Genomic DNA, 17434 nt, shown 5'->3' on the forward strand with positions numbered 1-17434 from the left:
CCCGGTACCCGACATGATGCACTTGCAAGGCGCTCCTCCCGCTTCGAAGGAGTGCCAAAGGTTTGTGAACTTATGCAGGCTGTTTTCCTTTCTCTGTCCGGCTTGGCAAGGCAGCCCGACGTTCCCAAGGGATACGCAGCCCGCTGCAAAAAAGCCTTGCCCTCACGGGTAACCAAAGCCGTTCGCCCTGAGCCGGTAGGGGGGGGATCAAAAACTATCAGATCAACGACTTGCTTTTTGCCGTTTTAACCCACGATGCCGCAAGCCCAGCAATCGCTGGTCGGCAGTGACCAGGGTCGCGCGATGCACAATTGCAGTGGCGGCGATAAACCGGTCTGCCGGATCGCCGTGCAGGCCAAGCTCCACCGAGAGCAGGGCAATGTCCCCGGTGAGAGCAAACTCATGGATCCCCGAGTCGAGCAGTAGAGCGCGCAGCACCGCAGGCGAATCGAAGAGTTCCAACCGCTTCTTGGCGGCAAGCAGCGCAATTTCCCAGAAGCTCACCGCCGAGACAGCGAGCATGCCGCTGCTGGCCGCTGCGTTGGCGATGGATCGACTGCGCCGGCCAAGGCGAGCGTCCTCCGTGGCGTACCAGACGACGGCGTGGGTATCGAGCAGCACCGTCACCGCAGGGCTTCCCAGTCCACATCAAGCGGGGAGATGATGTCGCCCTTGATCATTACTTTGCCTTTCCACACGCCTGCAGGCTGGCGCTCGCGCGAGGAATGCGCCCGTAGCTCGGCGACGGGCCTCCCGTTCTTCGTGATCAGGATTGGCCTGCCAGTGCGGGCGACTTCGTCCATCAGTGCCAGGCATTTGGCCTTGAATTCGGAAGCTTTGATGGTTTGCATGGGGCGTTTCCGTAGTTTGACCATGGACATGACCATGGTCATGGTAACACAGACCGAGCGCCGACGGTCGGCTTCGGACTTGCAGCGTGTGCCCGCAACCGGCCGGGGGATCGAGCGCCTGCCCTCTTGACCGCCGCCCGATTGCGAGTGAGAATGGTTATCGATAAGCCAGCCAATGCCCATCGGGCTTCCTGCCAGCCGGGCGCCAGCCAGCCAATCATCAAAGAGCACCGCCGGCCAAAGGCCAAGGCTTGCGGATACGTCACGGAAAAGGTGGCGGGCACACGATCGGCGTACCGGCGTTTCCATATCGGTTTTTTCCGCCCTAGCGCCGCTTCAATTGCCGCCGCCGCAACCAGGGCTGGGGGTCTTACCGTTTGCTCAAAGAAGCGCTCGACGAGCTGGTCGCCGCCTACCGCGATCTCCGGCGCATGCTGGCGCGGGAGCTGGGCGCCGAGCAGGCGGCCGATCTCGCCCAGGCGAGCGTGGAGCGGGTGCTCGCCCACGCTCGCGTCGCCGCGATCCGCTCGCCCAGGGCCTTCCTGTTCCAGACGGCCCGCAACCTCCAGGTGGATCATCATCGCCGGACCTCCTGTGTGCGCTGGGAGCCCCTGGAGGCCGAGGCCTTGGAGCACCGCGCGCCCGAGGCGGTCACCGTGGAGGCGACGCCGGAGCGACAAGTCGTGAACCAGGACCTGCTCGAGCGGGTGGCGGCGGCCATCGACGCGCTGCCGCCGCGATGCCGCGAAGCCTTCGTGCTGAACCGCATCCACGGGCTTCCCCATGACGAGGTCGCGCGGGCGCTGGGTATTTCCCGGAGCATGGTGGAAAAGCACGTGATGCGCGGGCTGCATGCCTGCCGGGCGCTTCTGGAGGACGAACGGCCATGACCCCGCTCAGCGACGCCGAACGGGCCCATGCCGACGCGCTTTTCGCCCACAGCCGCTGCGGCCGGCCTGACGAGGAGCGGGAAGCGGCCGCGGCCCTCGCCCGCTGGGCGGCGGGCAGCGCCGAACGCACCGGATACCTGCGCCGGCTGGAAGCAGCCAGCCGGCTGGTGGAGGCCGTCGCGCCGGCGCTCAAAGACCGCTATCCGCGCCGCGATGCCGTACCCTGGCGCCCTTGGGCGGAAGGGTGGTCATGGCTTGCCCGCGCGGCGGCGGCCTGTGCGGTGGCGGCGGTGTCCGTTGCCGCCTTCTGGTGGGTCGATCCGGTCGTGTCCCGGCTCGCCGTGGAGACGGGCGTCGGCGAGCGCAAGACGGTCGCGCTTCGGGATGGTTCCCGCGTCACCCTCAATACCGCGAGCCGGATCGAGGTGGCGCTGCGCTGGCGCTCGCGGGAAGCGACCCTCGCGGCCGGCGAGGCGCTTTTTGAAGTGGCGGCCGAGGAGCGGCCCTTCCGCGTCCTCGCCGGCAAGACGCGGGTGGACGTGGTGGGCACCACGTTCAACGTCCGGCGCGTGGGCGACGGTGCCCGGATAGCGGTGCTGGAGGGGCGCGTGAGCGTTCGCGCCGGCGGTGTGGAGGAGCCGGTCCTCGTCACGGCGGGGCAAGCCGTCGAGACCTCCGGGCAAGGGATCGCCGGGGGCCCTCGACCCGTCGATGCGGAGGCCGTGGTGGCCTGGCGGGAAGGGCGGCTGGTCTTCGACGACGTGCCCCTCGCCGAGGCGTTGGCCGAGGCCCAGCGGTACCGGAAAGCGCCCATAGTCCTGGCAGACGAGGCGGCGGGGCAGTTGCGGGTGACCGGCGCCTTTCCGGCGGCGGACCCGGACCGGCTGCTGCGGCTGCTGCCGGAGGCGCTGCCGGTGGACGTGCGGTTCCCGCCGGACGGAACGGCCCGGGTGTCGGCAAGGAAGGGCCGCCAGGAGCGACGCCCGTAGCAACCAATTCCCGGCCTCGTCCGGTGAGGAGCCTCGAAGGGCGGGCCCACGCGGCACCCGCATGAGGATTTTCAGCGGCCGTTCGTCTTTTTGGTGGAGGGGGTCGATAGCCTGCCCCACCGACCAGGGAGGCGAGCGTGTCGAAACAAGAATCTTGCGGTCTGGCTTGTCTGATTCGCGTGGCAGGGATCTTCTTGGGGTTGGTTTTCACCTGGTTGCCGCCCGCGGCGGCCCAGGCGCGCCCCGTGCCCATCGATCTTCCGGCCCAGCTCCTTTCCCAGGCGCTGGCGGCCCTGTCGAAGCAGGCGGGGGTGGAGATCATCGCGCAGGGAGAGCTGGTGGCCGGACGCCAGGCGCCGGCGGTCCGGGGGACCATGACGCCGTCGGCCGCCCTCGAGCGGCTGCTGGCGGGAAGCGGCCTGGAGGCGGTCCCTGCGCCGGGCGGCGGCTTCGTGGTGCGGCGGGTGGCGCAAGTTCCAGTGGAGGAGCAACGGTTGCCGGAAGTCACCGTCCGCGGGCGGGAGATCGTCGAAAGCGCCTTCGGCCCGGTTCCGGGTTACCGGGCATCGCGCTCCGCCACCGCCACCCGGACCGACGTCCCCATCGGGGAGACGCCGGCATCGATCCAGGTGATTCCCGATAGGTGATCGGGGACCAAGCGGCCCTCCGGCTTAACGACGTGTATCGCAACGTCAGCGGCGTCACCCCCGCCTACACCGGCAACAACGTGGCCGCCACGGAGGGGCCGATTATCCGCGGCTTCAGCGTCTTCAACACCTACTGGAACGGCTTCCGGCTGCGCGATCAATCGCCGTCGGTGCTGGCCAACGTGCAGCGGGTCGAGGTGCTCAAGGGGCCGGCCTCGGTGCTCTACGGGCAGCAGGAACCGGGCGGGCTGGTGAACCTGGTCACCAAGCAGCCGCTGGATGCGCCCTATCGCTCGATCGAGCAGCGGGTCGGCGGTTACGACTATTACGAGACGTTGTTCGATGTCGGCGCGCCGCTCAACGACGACGGCTCGCTGCGCTACCGCATCAACGGCTCGTACCAGAACGCTGGCTCGTTCCGCGACTTCGTGGACAACGAGCGTTGGTTCATCGCCCCGGTGCTGACCTGGAGGATCACGCCGCGAACGGAGTTCACGGTGGAGGGCGCCTACATGCACAACGATTTCCTGTGGGACAACGGCCTGGTGTTCAGCCCGGTGACGTTCGATCCTCCGTTCGAGCCGGTGTTGCCCATCGAGCGGTTCTTACAGGAGCCGGCCTTCCGCAGCACGCGCGAAGAGATCTTCGCCGGCTACCGGCTGATCCACGAGATCACCGAAAATTGGAAGGTGCGGCACATGTTTCTCTATCATCGTAATGAGTTCGACATCAACGCTTATCGTATCGGCGCAGTGACTTCGCCCGGTCCGGGACAAATCACCGTCAATCGCCGCTTCGACGGCACGGTGCCGACCGCGACGGAGTTCAGCGCCATCCTCGACACGATCTATAAGTTCGAGCTGGGATCCACAAAGCACGAGCTGCTGGCGGGCGTAGACCTCGGCCACGAACCGAGAGGCGGCAACACACAAAACGGCCTTCGCGAGAATTCCAATCGGCCCATTGACGCCTTCAACCCCGTCTATGGCGCGGTGCCAGCGGACTTCAGACAGACGAGCTTCTTTGCCGAGCGCACGTTTTTCGGCGCCTACCTGCAGGACCAGGTCTCGCTGCTCGACCGCCGGCTGCACCTGCTCTTGGGTGGGCGCTTCGACTACGTGGATCAGGAGTCGTTGTTTGTGGATCCTTTCTTTACCCCGCCTTCCGGCAGCGGCGGCGAGCGCCAGGACTCCGCTTTCACCTTTCGCGTCGGCGCGCTGTACAAGGCCACCTCCTGGCTGCACCCCTACTTCAGTTACAGCCAAGGGTTCGTCCCACCCGCCACCGTGACCGTCGGCCCGGTGGATCCGGAAACGAGCGAGCAGATCGAGCTCGGCTTCAAAATGCCCTTCTTCGGAGAGCGCCTGGTGGCCAGCCTCGCCGTTTATCAACTGACTAAAGACAACGTCATCGGCGACGCTAACAATGACGGCATCAGCGAAAACTTCGGCGAGCTGCGCAGTCGGGGCGTGGAGTTCGATCTGATCGGAGAAATTCACGCCGGTTTGAGCGTTATTCTCACCTATGCCTTCACGGACACCGAGGTGCTGCGCTCCACGACCCTGCCCATCGGCGCTCGTTTCATCGGCGTGCCGTTGCACATCGGCAGCGCGTGGCTCAAGTATGACTTTTCCCCAAGTACACCGCTCGGGGGCCTGTCCCTTGGCACGGGCCTATATCTCGTGGACTCGCGTCCCGGCAACAACGCCAACCTCTTCGAGGTGGACGGCTACGGGCGGTGGGACGCCTTCGCGCGCTACCGCTGGGAACTGAACGGTTCTCGTGTTCTGACGGCGCAATTGAACGTGCAGAACATTCTCGACAAGAGGTATGTCGAGACGGTAAGCAACCTGAGTTATCAGCCCGGCGCGCCGTTGAGTGTCATGGCTTCGCTCAGGCTCGAGTTCTGACTGACACGGTCGAGGAGAGATCGGCGAAGCTGGACGAGCGCTAAAAGCCGTGAAACAGGGCTGGTGGGGGCAAATTGGCGCCGATGCCAAACCGTCCGGGGGCGCCTTAGGGGGCGAAGATCTCTTGCAGTGTGGCCAGCGCTTTGGCCAGGGTTTCGCCTTTGACCGCTCCAAGGCGCTTGACCAGCCTGGCCTTGTCCAGGGTGCGAATCTGATCGAGAAGGATCAATCCACTCTTGCGCTTAAAGGCCACGGGAATGCGGAAGGGAGCCGGACGGCTGCCGGTTGTCATCGGTGCGACGATGACCGTTCGAAGATAGTCGTGCATCTCCGGCGGGGAAACGACGACGCAGGGACGGGTTTTCTTGATTTCGCTGCCCACCGTGGGATCGAGCGATACCAGCCAGATATCGCCCCGCTTTACCACGCGAGCTTCTCGTCGCCCTCGTTGACGAATTCGGGCCACACCAGCGCGTCGTCGCCCGTCTCCGAAAGCTCGCGGCTCGCTTCAGTCCAACCCTCCCGCGCCTTGCGCAGCGGCCGGCGCAACACCAGCGCGCCCCGTTCCACTGTCAATTCGACTTCGTCTTCGAGCCCGGCCTGAACAAGCAAGGGTTTGGGGACGATCACGCCTCGAGAGTTTCCTAGTTTCCGGATGACGGTTCTCATGCTGCCCCACGCGCCAAGCTTGAAGGATGTTGTAACAATGTTACAACAAGGACGACTCGCCGCCAATGGGGATGCTTGTGCACCGCTACGCGGGTCTGGCGATGGCGGCGTTGCTCATCGACTGGCGCTACCGGCAGCTTTCTCGCTTTCCTCCACGAGCGGGACGCGGCTATTGGCGAGCGCTTGTCGAGGTGTCGCCGCCCGGGACGAGGGCTTCTTGCCTTGACCGCGGCCGATGGATAAGTGAGAATCTTTCTCGTTCTCATGACCCGCCGCACTCCCTCCATCCCCGAAGGCCTCTCCCGCGGGCTCGCCGCGGTGTTGGCAGGCTACGCGCTGGCCTACGCCTTCACCGCTTTCGCCTCCCTCGCGTTGCCCATGCCGCGGGCCGAGGCGGTGGTGACGGGGAGCATGCTGTCCTTCGTGGTCTATCTGATCGCGGTGGTCTGGGCCTTTGCGGCCCGAAGCGCGGTTCGCGCGTGGGCGGGACTGCTGGCGGGATCGGCCCTGTTCGGCGCCGCCGCCCTGGGGCTCAAGTTCTGGCTCGATTGAGCGCGTCGATGTCCCCCGATTTCCGGCGGTCGATGGATTACCTGCACACCTGGAGCGGCGTGCTGTTCGGTGCGCTGCTGTTTCTCATTTTCTTCATGGGGAGCCTCTCGGTGTTCGACCGGGAGATCGACCGGTGGATGATGCCGGCGACCCGGCTGCCGGCGCCGGCCGGACCTGTGTCCATCGACCGGGCTGCGCTGCCCCATCTCCAGGCTCTCGCCCCGGATGCGACGTCCTGGTTCATCTACCATCCAAATGAACGCGAGCCGACGCTGCGCATTGGCTGGTCGCGACCCGGCTTCCCGTTTGCCATTCGCGACGTCGATCCGGTAAGCCACCGACTGCTGCCGGAAACCGGCAGTCCGGGCGGGACACGCTTTTTCTACCCCTTTCACTACAGCCTGCACTTGCGCTGGCTCGATCTCGGCATCTGGCTGGTGGGGCTCGCCTCCATGGCCATGCTGGCGGCCCTCGTCTCCGGCGTCGTCATCCACCGGCGCATCTTCAAGGACTTCTTCACCTTCCGTCCCCACAAACATGCCGGTCGGGCGGTGTTGGACCTGCACAACGTCACCTCGGTCCTGTGCCTCCCATTCCACTTCGCCATCACCCTTTCCGGGCTCATCATCTTCTACCTGATCTACATGAACGCCGGCCTCCACATCGTCTATGGCGGCGACCGGCAGGCCTATTTCAAGGAGGCCATGGGGCGCTACGAGCGGCCGGACGCGGGCGTCCTGGGACGGCTCGCATCCGTGGATGCCATGGTGGAGCAGGCCGTCCTTTTATGGGGCGACGCCAGGGTGCGGAGCGTCGCCATCCGCAACCCGAACGACGCCCACGCGGTGGTGGAGATCCGTCGCGAGCCCCACGACCGGGTGGCCTACGTCACCGACACGGTCTACTTCGACGGCGCCACCGGCGCGGTGCTCGCGCGCGAGTCCATGGGCCCGGCGATGCGGGCGCAGCGCTTCATTTCCGGGCTTCACTTCGTGGCCTTCGAGCACGGGTGGCTGCGCTGGTTGTACTTCCTCATGGGGCTGGCTTCCTGCGTGATGATCGCGACGGGGCTGCTCCTCTGGCTAGAAAAGCGGCGGTCCAAGCACGCGCCGTCCGTCGCCAGTGGTTGGAGGGTCGTGGAAGCCACTTCCTGCGCCGGCACCCTCGGGGTGCTCGTGGCGACGCTGGCCATGCTGGCCGCCAACCGGCTGCTGCCGGAAGCGCTGGCCGGACGCCTGCAGTGGGAGATGGGAGTGTTTTTCGCCGTCTGGCTGGCGAGCGGAGTGCACGCTTGGCGGGCCGCCCATCCATGGCGCGGTCAGACCTTGGCGGTGGCGGTCCTGGGCCTTGCGGTTCCGGCGCTAAACGGGCTCACCACGGGCGATCACTTGGTGAAAACGATCGCGGGCGGGCAATGGACGATCGCCGGCGTAGACCTGGTGCTCCTCGCGACGGGGTTCGTGGCGGGCATGGCATGGCGCAGGCTTCGGTTCCGCGCCCTCCGCCCCGAGCCCGCGACCCTTGCCTTCGGAGAGTCCCTCGTTCCGGAGGAGCGCTGAGGGCGTGCTGCTCGCCCTGGTTTTTCTTTGCGCCTATGCGGGGCTCGCGGCGTTTGCCTTCGCCATGCCTCGCCACCTTTCCCGGGCAACGGGTGCGGCCGCTCTCCCGGGGCGCTGGCGGTTCGCCTTACGCGGGGCGGGGGCCTTGCTGCTGGCCGGATCCCTCGCCGCTGCCGTCATCCGGGATGGCGGGGGGTTGGGTAGCCTCCTGTGGATCGCTGCCCTCGGCGCGGCGGGCCTGGCCCTGGTCCTGGTGCTCGCCTACTGGCCGCGGCTCGCCTACGTTTCGAGCTGGGCCTCGGCCGGCGCTACGGCGGCGCTGACCGTCGTGATGCTGGCGACCCGGGAATTCATCGGTTGACGGGCCAATGTAAACGCGTATAATTCTCATTACTTTGTTGAGCATCTGACCTGGGTGTCCGCACCACCTGGCTCCCAGTCCAGGAATAGGGGGGCGTTTGTCATGGAACCCATTCGGCCGACGATCGAGCCGCCGGAAACCGTGCGCGGCCTGCGCAACCGCTTGCGCCTTTTCGTCGCCTGGATGGCGTTTCTCGCCGCCGCGGCGGTGGTGGCGGCGGCCCTGCTGCCCATCGTGCTCGCGCTGTAGCTGTCGTCTCGCCGATTCCGTCGGGATTTCACCTTCGTAGCCAGCCATTCAGCATCGCGCTGAGTAGCCAGCCAACAACGACTGCTGCTCAGGGGGATTCTGCGATGCGTCTTCATTCCTGTTTGTCCTCGTGACGTCGTGCGGCCCCGCTGCGCGGGAGCCGCGTGGTCTTGCCGCGTGCCGAAAAAAGCGCGAGCGGTTTTCGTGCAACTGACGGCCAAACGGAAAGGAAGGGGAGTTGAATTGAACGGTTTGCGACGGCAACAGGTTGCCGCTGCCTGGGCGGCGGCGGGGCTAGCAAGCGTGGGAGTGGCGGCAGCCCAGCCCGCCGACGAGGGCGAGCGCGTGGGGACCCTCTCGGAGGTGGTGGTTTCCGCCACACGCGAGGAAGCGTCCATCGCCACCATTCCCGGTTCGGTCACGGTGGTGACGCGGGAGACCATCGAGCGGGAAGCGCGCAGCGGAAAGAACCTGGGGGACATTCTCGGAGAGCGGGTGCCCGGCCTCGCGCCCGGGAGCGACACCATCAGCAACTTCGGCCAGACGCTGCGGGGCCGCAACGTTTCGGTGCTGATCGACGGCGTGCCCCAGAACACCACGCGCAACGTCTCCCGCAACCTGGCCACCATCGACCCCGCCGCCATCGAGCGCATCGAGGTGGTCCGCGGCGCCACCGCCATCTACGGCGACAGCGCCACGGGCGGCGTGATCAACATCATCACCCGGCGCGCGAGCGGCAAACCCGCCGAGCTTGAGGCCAGTGCCGGGGCGAGCGTCTCGCTGACCCATCCCGGCGACAGCCTGGGCGTGTTCCTGCGGCCCCAGCTCTCGGGCCGTCACGGAGACGTGGACTACCTGCTCAATCTGGCCTTCGAGCGCACCAACGGGTTCTTCGACGCCCATGGCGAGCGCATTCCCCCCGATCCCCACGGCCAGGGGGGACTGGCCGACACGGATAGCTGGAACGTGCTCGCCAAGCTGGGCTACGCCATCGATCGCGACCAGCGCATCCAGCTCTCCATCGACCGCTACGACGCCGCCCAGGACACGGAGTTCGCATCCGACCCGGCGGTGAAGGCGTTTGCGCCGCGGACGGTGCGCTCCCGGGCGATCCCGGGGCTCGTGCTGGAAGATCCCCAGGATACCCGCAACACCATCGCCAACCTGGACTACCGCCACGGGGATCTGCTGGGTAACCGGGTCCATGCCCAGATCTTCCGTCGCGACTACTTCACCCGCTTCTTCCCCTTCGACGGCCGCGCGTTCGCCATTTTCGGCAACAGCATCTTTCAGTCGCGGCTGGAGTCGGAAAAGAGCGGCGGCCGGCTGGAGGTGGAGCGCAAACTCGAGGGCAGGCTCCCACTCAGCGTGCTGTGGGGGCTGGACTATACCGAGGAGGCCACGTCCCAGCCCGTCTCCCTCTTCGACCCGGCCGCATTCGACGCCAGCGGGGGGCTCGTGTTCCGCAAGACCGGGGACCGGGGCTGGGTGCCCGAGATCCGGCAGGACAACCTGGGCGTGTTCGCCCAGCTCGAGCTGCCCGTGGGCAGCCGGTGGCTCTTGCGCGGCGGCGTGCGCTACGAGCGGGTCCAGGTGGCGGTGGACGACTTCGTCACCCTGGCCGGGGCGTCCGTGCAGGGCGGAGAGCTGGATTTCGACGAGCCGTTGTTCAACATGGGTGCGGTGTACACCCTCACCGGCGCCCTGAGCGCCTATGTCAGCTTTTCCCAGGGATTCTCGGTGCCCGACATCGGCCTTACCCTGCGCGGGGCGCCCAACGGCGCGTCGGTGAACACCCTGCAGCTCGCGCCCCAGAAGGTAGACAACTACGAGATCGGCGTGCGTGGCGAGTGGGCTAACACCGCCGCTTCGCTAGCGGTGTATTACAACGAGTCGGAGCTGGGCGCTTTTTCGGGCGGCTTCAACCAGCCAGTGGTGCGGGCGCCCGAGCGGATCTACGGCCTCGAGGCCACCCTCGATCACCGCTTGTCGAAGCGCTGGAAGACCGGGGGCACGTTCACCTGGCTCGAAGGCGAGACCGATCCCGATCGGGACGGCCGTTACACCTATCTCAACAGCTTCCGCATTCCGCCGCCCAAGCTGACCGCCTATCTGGAGCATGCCACCACCGAGCGCTGGTTGAACCGCCTGGAAGTGCTCTACAGCGGCGAGCGCGACCGCTTCGGCGGAAGCACCGCCTTCGGGGAACGCCCGGTGGACGGCTACGTGACCGTAGACTTCTACAGCCGCTATCGGTGGGGCCGGGGGACGCTGCAACTGGCGGTGGAAAACCTCCTTAACGAAGACTACTTCGTGCGCGAGTCGCAACTGCTCCGCACCGGGGCCAACGACTCTTATACCGCCTCGCCCGGCACGATCTTGAGCGTATCCTATCTGGCGCGCTGGTGAGGGGAGGGCATTATTGAGCTTCCGGTAAATGGTTAGCAAATCGTTTACCGCAGCCTCCTCTCTCCCGGAGGGATAGAGGGACTGGATATCCTTTTCTCCCATTGGGGGAGAAGGAAGAGGAGGGGGAAGGAGAGAGGGCCGAGCGTCAAGCATTTAGAGGACGCTCGCTAAGGGCTGCCGTGGAAATCCCGGGCCGGGCCGCGCCGCTACCACAAAACTTTGACCCGATATTGCCTGAACACGGGGTCGTTGGTGACGATCGCGAGATTTTCCAGCCGGGCCTGGGCGATCAGCATGCGGTCAAAGGGGTCTCTGTGGGGTCCCGGGAGCTCACCCGCAACGCGCCCGTGCTCGACGGAAACGGCAAGCGGTTCGAAGCGAAAAGTGCGGATGAGCTCGTGCACGATGCTGCCCAGATCACGGTTCATCCTGAGCTTGCCCAAGCGGATTTTCGTCGCCATCTCCCATACACTGGCGGCGCTGAAAGCGACCCGGGCGTTCGAATCCTCAATGGCTGCCGCCGCCCGCGAGGAGAGTCTGGGATCCCCCTCCGCCCACCAGATCAACGCATGGGTGTCCAGAAGCACGTTCATCGCCGCTTTTGTTTGCGACGGACCTTTTGTTTCACGCGCAGCGGATCGCTTGAATGTCCCTCTTCCAGCTCCAGCAGCCAGTCTTCCGGCATCGGTTCGAAGAACCCCTCCGTGAGCACGAAGGTGCCCTTCAAGGCGCCGGGCTTGCGTGACGGCTTCTCGATCGGCGCCAGACGCGCCACGGGCTTGCCTGCCTTGGCGATGATCACCTCCTCGCCGGCGGCGACGGCCTCAAGCAAGCGGGAAAGGTGGGTCTTGGCTTGGTGAACGTTGACGACCGTCATGGTTGCCCGTTTACGTAAACTCGATGAAGTAGTCTAGAAGACTACTCTGACTTAGTCAAATGACTTAGTTCGAAAATGGTTTTCGTACAGTCCGCGCTGGCGATCCCGCTCGATGATGGCTTCGCTCGGCCATTCGGGTAAACGCCGATCGCGCGGCCCTTACTGGGGACGATTCTGCCTATCTTCGGCGTCCAGTTTGAGACGAAAATCGGACGCTTCGAGGACGAAGTCCTGGACATTCCGGAAGATGCGAAAGGCATGGCGATCGCCTGGGCGACCATCGCATGGTCCGCAGCCTGCGTCACAAGGCAGCCGCAGAAGGGGTCGAAAACAGGCCCAGCTCGAGCACCTGCAATGCCTGGAATGGGGCGAGATGTAAGGTTATTGCATCGGCAAGCCTCTCGTTGCCAGCATAAATATCCCCAGCTCGTCTGCCCGCCGTGGCAGCGCGGCGAGACCCCGTTTTTTCTGGAGGGCACCCGAGGGACTATGGCATTGGCCCGGCCCGCAGCCGCGCCCGTGCGCCAGCCCCTAGGAGTACAGATCTGTTGACTTGGACGGGGATATTGAGAATAATTCTTACTCCGTTTTAGGGGTTCTGCCAGCCAAAGGCTCTCCGCCGAGTAGCCAGCTCATGGGCCACGAGGCGTTTTGGAGGAGGGCCGATGGTATCCATTGCACTTGCATGCGCCGCCCAGGGCTATCGCTGGAGCCGGGCGCCACTTGTTCTCAGCCTCGCCCTGGCCTTTTGGCCAGGTTCCGCGGCCGCCCAGGCCGCGGAAGTTGCCCAGCCCAATCCGGGCGAAGGGGAGGCAATGCTGGAGGAAGTGACGGTCAAAGCACCGGGACCGGAGCGCTTCACCGTCGATCACGCTCCCGGGGTGACCCGGTCTCTGGTTCCTCTGCAAGATCTGCCTGCGTCCGTCAAAGTAATCCCCCGCGCCGTCATCGAAGAGCAGCAGGCCCTACGGCTCGATCAGGCGGTGAAGAATGTCTCGGGCGTCGTTTTTGTAGATGGTGGAGAGGGGACCACCTTCTCGAGCCGCGGCTTCGGCCTGACAACTCTGCGGGACGGTTTCCGGCGAACGGAATTCACCGAGGGTGACCTTAACCGGGCGGATCAGGACACCTACAACGTGGAGCGAGTGGAGGTGCTTAAAGGGCCCGCTTCGGTGCTGTTCGGGCGCAGCAATGCTGGCGGCATCGTCAACATCGTCACCAAGCGCCCGCTTCCCGTTCCCGTGGCGGCGGTGACGCTGAATGCGGGCAGTTTCGACCTGTATCGTGCCACCGTCGATCTCGGGGGTGCCTTGTCTCCAGAGGGCGGGTTCGCGGCGAGGCTCAACGCCGGGTTGGAAGACGCGGAAAGCTTCCGTGATCTGGTGGAGTCCCGGCGGAAATTGGCCGCACCCGCCTTGGCGTGGCGCCCCGATGCCCAGACGACCTTGACGCTTTTGGGGGAATTCGTCACGGTCGAAGAAACCCCGGATGTTGGTGTTCCGCGCCAGGGCAATGGCGTCGTCCCCGGGGTTCCCCTTGATCGCTTTCTCGGCGAGCCCTCCACCGATTTCCTCCGCTCGGAGGTCCGGGAGGGAAGGCTTCTTTTCGAGCGGGGCATGGGGGAGTGGTCCTTGAAAGGGGCTCTCCTTAGGGCGACCATCGAGAACGACGAGTTTTTTACCCGAGGCGCATCTTTGCAGGCGGACGGCCGCACCCTCAACCGATCCATCATCGTGTCTGGGTTTCGCTCCGATGACGTGATGGGGCAAGTGGAGGTAGCAAAAAAACTATCTCTTGCCGGAAAGGATCACCATGTGACGCTCGGGATAGACGCAGGCCAGCGGGAGACCGACTCCCGCTTTAGCTCCGCCCCTGCTAACCCGATCGACATTTTCGAACCCGTCTACGGCAACACCGGGGCGACGGGCAGCTTTTTCGTCTTCCGCCAGACGCTCAAGCAGGATCTGCTGGGGGCGTTTGCCCACGATGTCATTTCCCTCGCTCCTCGCTGGAAACTGGCCCTGGGCTTGCGCTACGACCGCTTCAAGCAGGAACCTCTGCCCGGCAACCCGCAAGCGCTTCCGACCCGCACCTTCGAGCGCTTCAGCCCCCGGGCAGGCCTGGTCTATCAACCGACGAAAGCCGTGAGCGGGTATTTGGTTTACGACCGCTCTTTTCAGGTGCCGAACGGTTTTCCCTTGCGCTTCGATGGCCAGCCCCTGGAGCCCCAGCGGGGCATCCTTCACGAGGCCGGAGTGAAGATTCTTTGGTGGGAAAACGCCCTTTCCACCACGGCTGCCGTGTATCGGATCGAGCGGACCAACGTGGGAACTCGGGATCTGGACCATCCTGGGTTCCAGATAGCGGTCGGCGAGCAGCGCAGCCAGGGTTTCGAATTCGACGTGGCCGGGGAGCTGGCTACCGGCTGGAAGCTGATCGGCGGCTACGCTTATACCGAAGCGGAGGTGATCCGGGATAACAGCGTGCCCGCAGGCAAGACGCTGCCCGGCGTGCCGCGCCATGCGGCGAGCCTCTGGGCGAGTTACCAGCAACCGCAAGGGCCGTGGCGCGGCCTCGGCTTCGGGCTGGGGCTCCAGTACCTGAGCGAGCGGCAAGGCGATCTCAACAATACGTTCCAGGTACCCGCTTTCGCACGCCTGGACGCGGCGATTTTCTACAAGAGTCGCCACTGGACGGCCCGGCTCAACATTTACAACGTAGCTGACCGGGACATCCTGTTGAACCCCACTCGTTCGGGGTTTTTCAGGCCCGACGCGCCGCGCACCTTCCTCGCTACCGTCGAGTTGAGACTGTAGCGATGCGCCGATTTCTGTACCGGCTGCACCTTTACGCTGGGCTGGTGCTCGGCCTGGCGGTCGCTCTCGTCGGGCTGACGGGCAGCGCCGTGGTGTATCGACCGGAAATGGAGCGCATACTTCACCCCGAGTGGTACGAGTTCTCGGTTGGGGAGCGACGCCAGTCCCTCGACGCCCTGGTTCCACCCGCGGTTGCGGCTTATCCCGGTGCTCCTCCCCGCTTCGTGTCCGTGGACTTGCCCCAGGCGCCGCACGAGCCTTTGAAAGTGGTCATGAAGGATTTCGGCCGGGAGGGGGCGCCCTGGTGGCGGGTTCACGTGAATCCCTACACGGGCGAGATCCTGGCCTCGTTCGACCCGGAAAAGACGGTGACGGGTTTCCTGTTACACCTCCATGCCAACTGGCTCACGGGAGAGCATCGGTGGGGAGAGCAGGGGGTGGGGTCGGTGGGAATCGTGCTGCTGGTTTTGTGCGCGACGGGCCTGGTGCTGTGGTGGCCCGGCTGGCATCGCCTGGGCCAGGGACTGCGGATCCGCGCCGGCAAGGGCAGGAGCATTTTCCATGGCGACCTGCACCGGGTGCTCGGCATCGTTTTCGTCGCCCCTCTGTTTCTGATCGCCCTTACCGGCATAGTGCTGGTTTTCCCCGAATACACCCGGGGAATCGTCATAAGAGCACTGGACGTGCCACAGACACCGCGAGCGCCGCAGGTCAACATGGCGGGCCGCCAGATTTCGCTCGAGGCGTTAAAAGCCTTGATCCAGAAGAAGTTTGCCGAAGCGAGGGTTCTGGCAATCCAGTTGCCTTCCCCGGATGCCGGGCATTATACGGTGCGGCTGCTCCAGCCGGGCGACGAACGTCTCAGATACGGAGGCGGCGCGAGCCTTTTGGTTCGGGTGGAAGCGGCGACAGGGCGGGTCGTTCAAATCCTCGACTGGAGGAGCGTGCCACTTGCGACCCGAGTTTTGTTTTCATGGATATTCCCCACCCATACCGGCGACATCGCCGGCGCGGGCGGCCGGCTGATCGCCTTCGTCTCCGGGCTGGTACCGTTCTTTTTATGGGTCACCGGCTGGATCGTCTGGTACCTCCGCCGTGCCCAAAGGCAGAGGACGACTTTCCGTACAGCCCGTGCCGGCGGTGCCACTCGATAATGGCCTCGTCCGGCCATTGCGCGAAATGGCGATTGCGCGGCCCTGGGCGCGGCACCTCCACCCACGGCGCGGCATGATCCAGCATCATGTGTATTCGCTCGGGTGGCTTGGGAAGCGGCGTGTCGATGCTCGAAGCAAACGGATAGACCCACTGGGGCCAGCGCGGATCCCAAACGTAGAGGCCGCTGCCGCAAAGGGCGCAGAAGTGGCGCCGCGCCGGACTGCGCACGAGCTTTCCCGGTCGCTCGGGATCCTCGATTTTCGCCCGATAGATCTTCATGTTCGCTTTTCCCGTCACACGCAGGGTGGCGGTGAGCCCCATGATGTTGATGGCGTATCCGCCTCCGCCCTGGGTCTTGCGACAGATGCTGCAATAGCAGCGCAGGTAGGGATAGGGCGTGCGGGATTGGAGGGAGAAGGTCACGGCTCGGCAGTGACAAGAGCCTTCGAGCTTCACGGGGTACCTCCGATCGCTGAATCGCCGGCGGGCGGGAGACCGGCCGCGACGCCGGGAACTAGCGGGCCCGTCGGAGAGGGCGGGCTGGCTCGCGGGAACGCGAACCCCCGCCCGACGGGGCCCGCGCGCCGGGCTACATCTGGGATTGCAGGTAATTCTGCAGCCCGAGCTTGTCGATCAGCTCGAGCTGGGTCTCCAGCCAGTCGATGTGCTCTTCCTCGGAGTCGAGGATGTCTTCGAACAGCTCCCGGCTGATGTAGTCCCCCACGCTCTCACAGTAGGCGATGGCCGCCTGCAGGTCGGGCCGCGCGGCCCGTTCCAGTTGGAGGTCGCATTTCAGGGCCTCCGGCACGTTTTCCCCGATCATGAGCTTGCCCAGGTCCTGGAGGTTGGGCAGCCCCTCCAGGAACAGGATGCGCTCCATGAGCTTGTCGGCGTGCTTCATCTCGTCGATGGACTCGTTGCGTTCGTGCTCATAGAGCTTGTGCAACCCCCAGTTCTCGAACATCTTGGCGTGGAGGAAGTACTGGTTGATGGCGGTGAGCTCGTTGTAAAGGACCTTGTTGAGGTGCTCGATGACCTTGTTATCGCCTTTCATGGCAGCCTCCGCGATTTTTGAGGTTCTTGAAAGCCCTCGACGGGCAAGCGGGCGGAATCGAGCGGCCACAGCCCCGCCGGGGCGCGTGCTGACTTTCTAGGCTAGCACCGAGCCCTCGGATCGGTAAAGCGGGAACGGGGGTTCAGGAGGAGGCGGGAGCGAAATACGGGCAGCCGCTGCGGGTGCATTCCTGGAGGATCTCCTCCACCGTCCGTGTGCACCGGCCGCAGCAAGTGGCTGCCCCCAGGGTTTCCTGCAGCTCCTCTAGGGACGCCGCCCCCAGCTCCACGCACTGGCGGATTTCCCGATCGGTGATGGCGTTGCAAACGCAGACGTACATGGCGCTTGTCCTAATTGCGAATCATTATCACTCTGTCGGTCTGGAATTGCAAGCGCCTTTTTCCAGGAGTGAGCTGCGCCGGATGGCGCCCTCTTGGCCGTTCCAA

General features: G+C 65.1%; 20 protein-coding genes. 11 read left to right on the forward strand and 9 right to left on the reverse strand.

The genetic code is table 11. The annotated features are described in order from the left end of the window. Positions 1-222: 222 nt before the first annotated feature. Both ACTFO6_RS13800 and ACTFO6_RS13805 read right to left on the reverse strand, forming a co-directional pair. Positions 223-627 (reverse strand): type II toxin-antitoxin system VapC family toxin, encoded by a 405-nt coding sequence (locus ACTFO6_RS13800; protein WP_439935024.1) that lies wholly within the window; start codon positions 625-627, stop codon positions 223-225. Beyond that, positions 624-851, reverse strand: a complete 228-nt coding sequence (locus tag ACTFO6_RS13805) for a type II toxin-antitoxin system Phd/YefM family antitoxin (RefSeq protein ID WP_439935025.1) — start codon at positions 849-851, stop codon at positions 624-626. The genes ACTFO6_RS13800 and ACTFO6_RS13805 overlap by 4 nt, the downstream gene beginning before the upstream one ends. 377 nt (positions 852-1228) lie before the next feature. Between ACTFO6_RS13805 and ACTFO6_RS13810 the strand changes: the two genes are divergently transcribed. The 4 genes from ACTFO6_RS13810 to ACTFO6_RS13825 all read left to right on the forward strand — a co-directional run bounded on the left by ACTFO6_RS13810 (position 1229) and on the right by ACTFO6_RS13825 (position 5287). Beyond that, on the forward strand, positions 1229-1741 hold the full coding sequence (locus ACTFO6_RS13810; RefSeq protein ID WP_439935026.1) for a sigma-70 family RNA polymerase sigma factor: 513 nt from the start codon (positions 1229-1231) through the stop codon (positions 1739-1741). Then, positions 1738-2730, forward strand: a complete 993-nt coding sequence (locus ACTFO6_RS13815; RefSeq protein WP_439935027.1) for a FecR family protein — start codon at positions 1738-1740, stop codon at positions 2728-2730. Before ACTFO6_RS13810 ends, ACTFO6_RS13815 begins: the two co-directional genes overlap by 4 nt. 194 nt (positions 2731-2924) lie before the next feature. After that, the gene (locus ACTFO6_RS13820) at positions 2925-3377 is read left to right on the forward strand and encodes a secretin and TonB N-terminal domain-containing protein (protein WP_439935028.1); all 453 of its coding nucleotides are present in this window, start codon (positions 2925-2927) and stop codon (positions 3375-3377) included. Continuing rightward, entirely contained in the window at positions 3374-5287 is a 1914-nt protein-coding gene (locus ACTFO6_RS13825; RefSeq protein WP_439935029.1) for a TonB-dependent siderophore receptor, read from the forward strand. Before ACTFO6_RS13820 ends, ACTFO6_RS13825 begins: the two co-directional genes overlap by 4 nt. A 106-nt stretch (positions 5288-5393) precedes the next feature. Here the strand turns inward: ACTFO6_RS13825 and ACTFO6_RS13830 are convergent, their stop codons facing one another. Both ACTFO6_RS13830 and ACTFO6_RS13835 read right to left on the reverse strand, forming a co-directional pair. Next, a complete protein-coding gene (locus tag ACTFO6_RS13830; protein WP_439935030.1) occupies positions 5394-5714 on the reverse strand; it encodes a type II toxin-antitoxin system PemK/MazF family toxin in 321 nt (106 codons plus the stop codon). Further along, positions 5708-5956 (reverse strand): AbrB/MazE/SpoVT family DNA-binding domain-containing protein, encoded by a 249-nt coding sequence (locus tag ACTFO6_RS13835; RefSeq protein WP_439935031.1) that lies wholly within the window; start codon positions 5954-5956, stop codon positions 5708-5710. Before ACTFO6_RS13835 ends, ACTFO6_RS13830 begins: the two co-directional genes overlap by 7 nt. Positions 5957-6199: 243 nt before the next feature. Between ACTFO6_RS13835 and ACTFO6_RS13840 the strand changes: the two genes are divergently transcribed. The 5 genes from ACTFO6_RS13840 to ACTFO6_RS13860 all read left to right on the forward strand — a co-directional run bounded on the left by ACTFO6_RS13840 (position 6200) and on the right by ACTFO6_RS13860 (position 11086). After that, positions 6200-6508 (forward strand): DUF3649 domain-containing protein, encoded by a 309-nt coding sequence (locus tag ACTFO6_RS13840; RefSeq protein WP_439935032.1) that lies wholly within the window; start codon positions 6200-6202, stop codon positions 6506-6508. Between the two features lie 8 nt (positions 6509-6516). Beyond that, positions 6517-8067 carry a PepSY-associated TM helix domain-containing protein gene (locus tag ACTFO6_RS13845; RefSeq protein ID WP_439935033.1) on the forward strand — a complete coding sequence of 517 codons (1551 nt, stop codon included), beginning with the start codon at positions 6517-6519 and terminating at the stop codon, positions 8065-8067. 4 nt (positions 8068-8071) lie between these two features. After that, positions 8072-8428: a DUF3325 family protein gene (locus ACTFO6_RS13850; protein ID WP_439935034.1), complete on the forward strand. Its 357-nt coding sequence runs from the start codon at positions 8072-8074 to the stop codon at positions 8426-8428. 102 nt (positions 8429-8530) lie between these two features. Beyond that, positions 8531-8677 carry a hypothetical protein gene (locus tag ACTFO6_RS13855; protein WP_439935035.1) on the forward strand — a complete coding sequence of 49 codons (147 nt, stop codon included), beginning with the start codon at positions 8531-8533 and terminating at the stop codon, positions 8675-8677. Between the two features lie 243 nt (positions 8678-8920). Further along, entirely contained in the window at positions 8921-11086 is a 2166-nt protein-coding gene (locus ACTFO6_RS13860; RefSeq protein ID WP_439935036.1) for a TonB-dependent receptor, read from the forward strand. A 206-nt stretch (positions 11087-11292) separates the two neighbouring features. Here ACTFO6_RS13860 and ACTFO6_RS13865 read toward each other — a convergent pair whose 3' ends face one another. Together ACTFO6_RS13865 and ACTFO6_RS13870 are read right to left on the reverse strand one after the other, a co-directional pair. Beyond that, a complete protein-coding gene (locus tag ACTFO6_RS13865) occupies positions 11293-11679 on the reverse strand; it encodes a type II toxin-antitoxin system VapC family toxin (protein WP_439935038.1) in 387 nt (128 codons plus the stop codon). Next, on the reverse strand, positions 11676-11963 hold the full coding sequence (locus ACTFO6_RS13870) for a type II toxin-antitoxin system Phd/YefM family antitoxin (RefSeq protein ID WP_439935039.1): 288 nt from the start codon (positions 11961-11963) through the stop codon (positions 11676-11678). Before ACTFO6_RS13870 ends, ACTFO6_RS13865 begins: the two co-directional genes overlap by 4 nt. 665 nt (positions 11964-12628) lie before the next feature. Here ACTFO6_RS13870 and ACTFO6_RS13875 point away from each other — a divergent pair. Then, positions 12629-14779 carry a TonB-dependent siderophore receptor gene (locus ACTFO6_RS13875; protein ID WP_439935040.1) on the forward strand — a complete coding sequence of 717 codons (2151 nt, stop codon included), beginning with the start codon at positions 12629-12631 and terminating at the stop codon, positions 14777-14779. Between the two features lie 2 nt (positions 14780-14781). After that, complete coding sequence (locus ACTFO6_RS13880) at positions 14782-15933, forward strand: PepSY-associated TM helix domain-containing protein (RefSeq protein ID WP_439935041.1); 1152 nt, start codon at positions 14782-14784, stop codon at positions 15931-15933. Here the strand turns inward: ACTFO6_RS13880 and ACTFO6_RS13885 are convergent. From ACTFO6_RS13885 to ACTFO6_RS13895, 3 genes are all read right to left on the reverse strand, one after another. After that, complete coding sequence (locus ACTFO6_RS13885) at positions 15845-16390, reverse strand: GFA family protein (protein WP_439935042.1); 546 nt, start codon at positions 16388-16390, stop codon at positions 15845-15847. The two genes, ACTFO6_RS13880 and ACTFO6_RS13885, sit on opposite strands and share 89 nt — an antisense overlap. Before the next feature lie 133 nt (positions 16391-16523). Further along, positions 16524-16988, reverse strand: coding sequence for a bacterioferritin (gene bfr, locus ACTFO6_RS13890; RefSeq protein WP_439935043.1), 465 nt, complete (start codon positions 16986-16988; stop codon positions 16524-16526). Positions 16989-17130: 142 nt separating this feature from the next. After that, positions 17131-17328 (reverse strand): (2Fe-2S)-binding protein, encoded by a 198-nt coding sequence (locus tag ACTFO6_RS13895; RefSeq protein WP_439935044.1) that lies wholly within the window; start codon positions 17326-17328, stop codon positions 17131-17133. Positions 17329-17434 lie beyond the last annotated feature (106 nt).

Source organism: Pelomicrobium sp. G1, from assembly GCF_051905455.1.
In the GTDB taxonomy this organism is placed as follows: Bacteria; Pseudomonadota; Gammaproteobacteria; order Burkholderiales; family UBA6910; genus Pelomicrobium.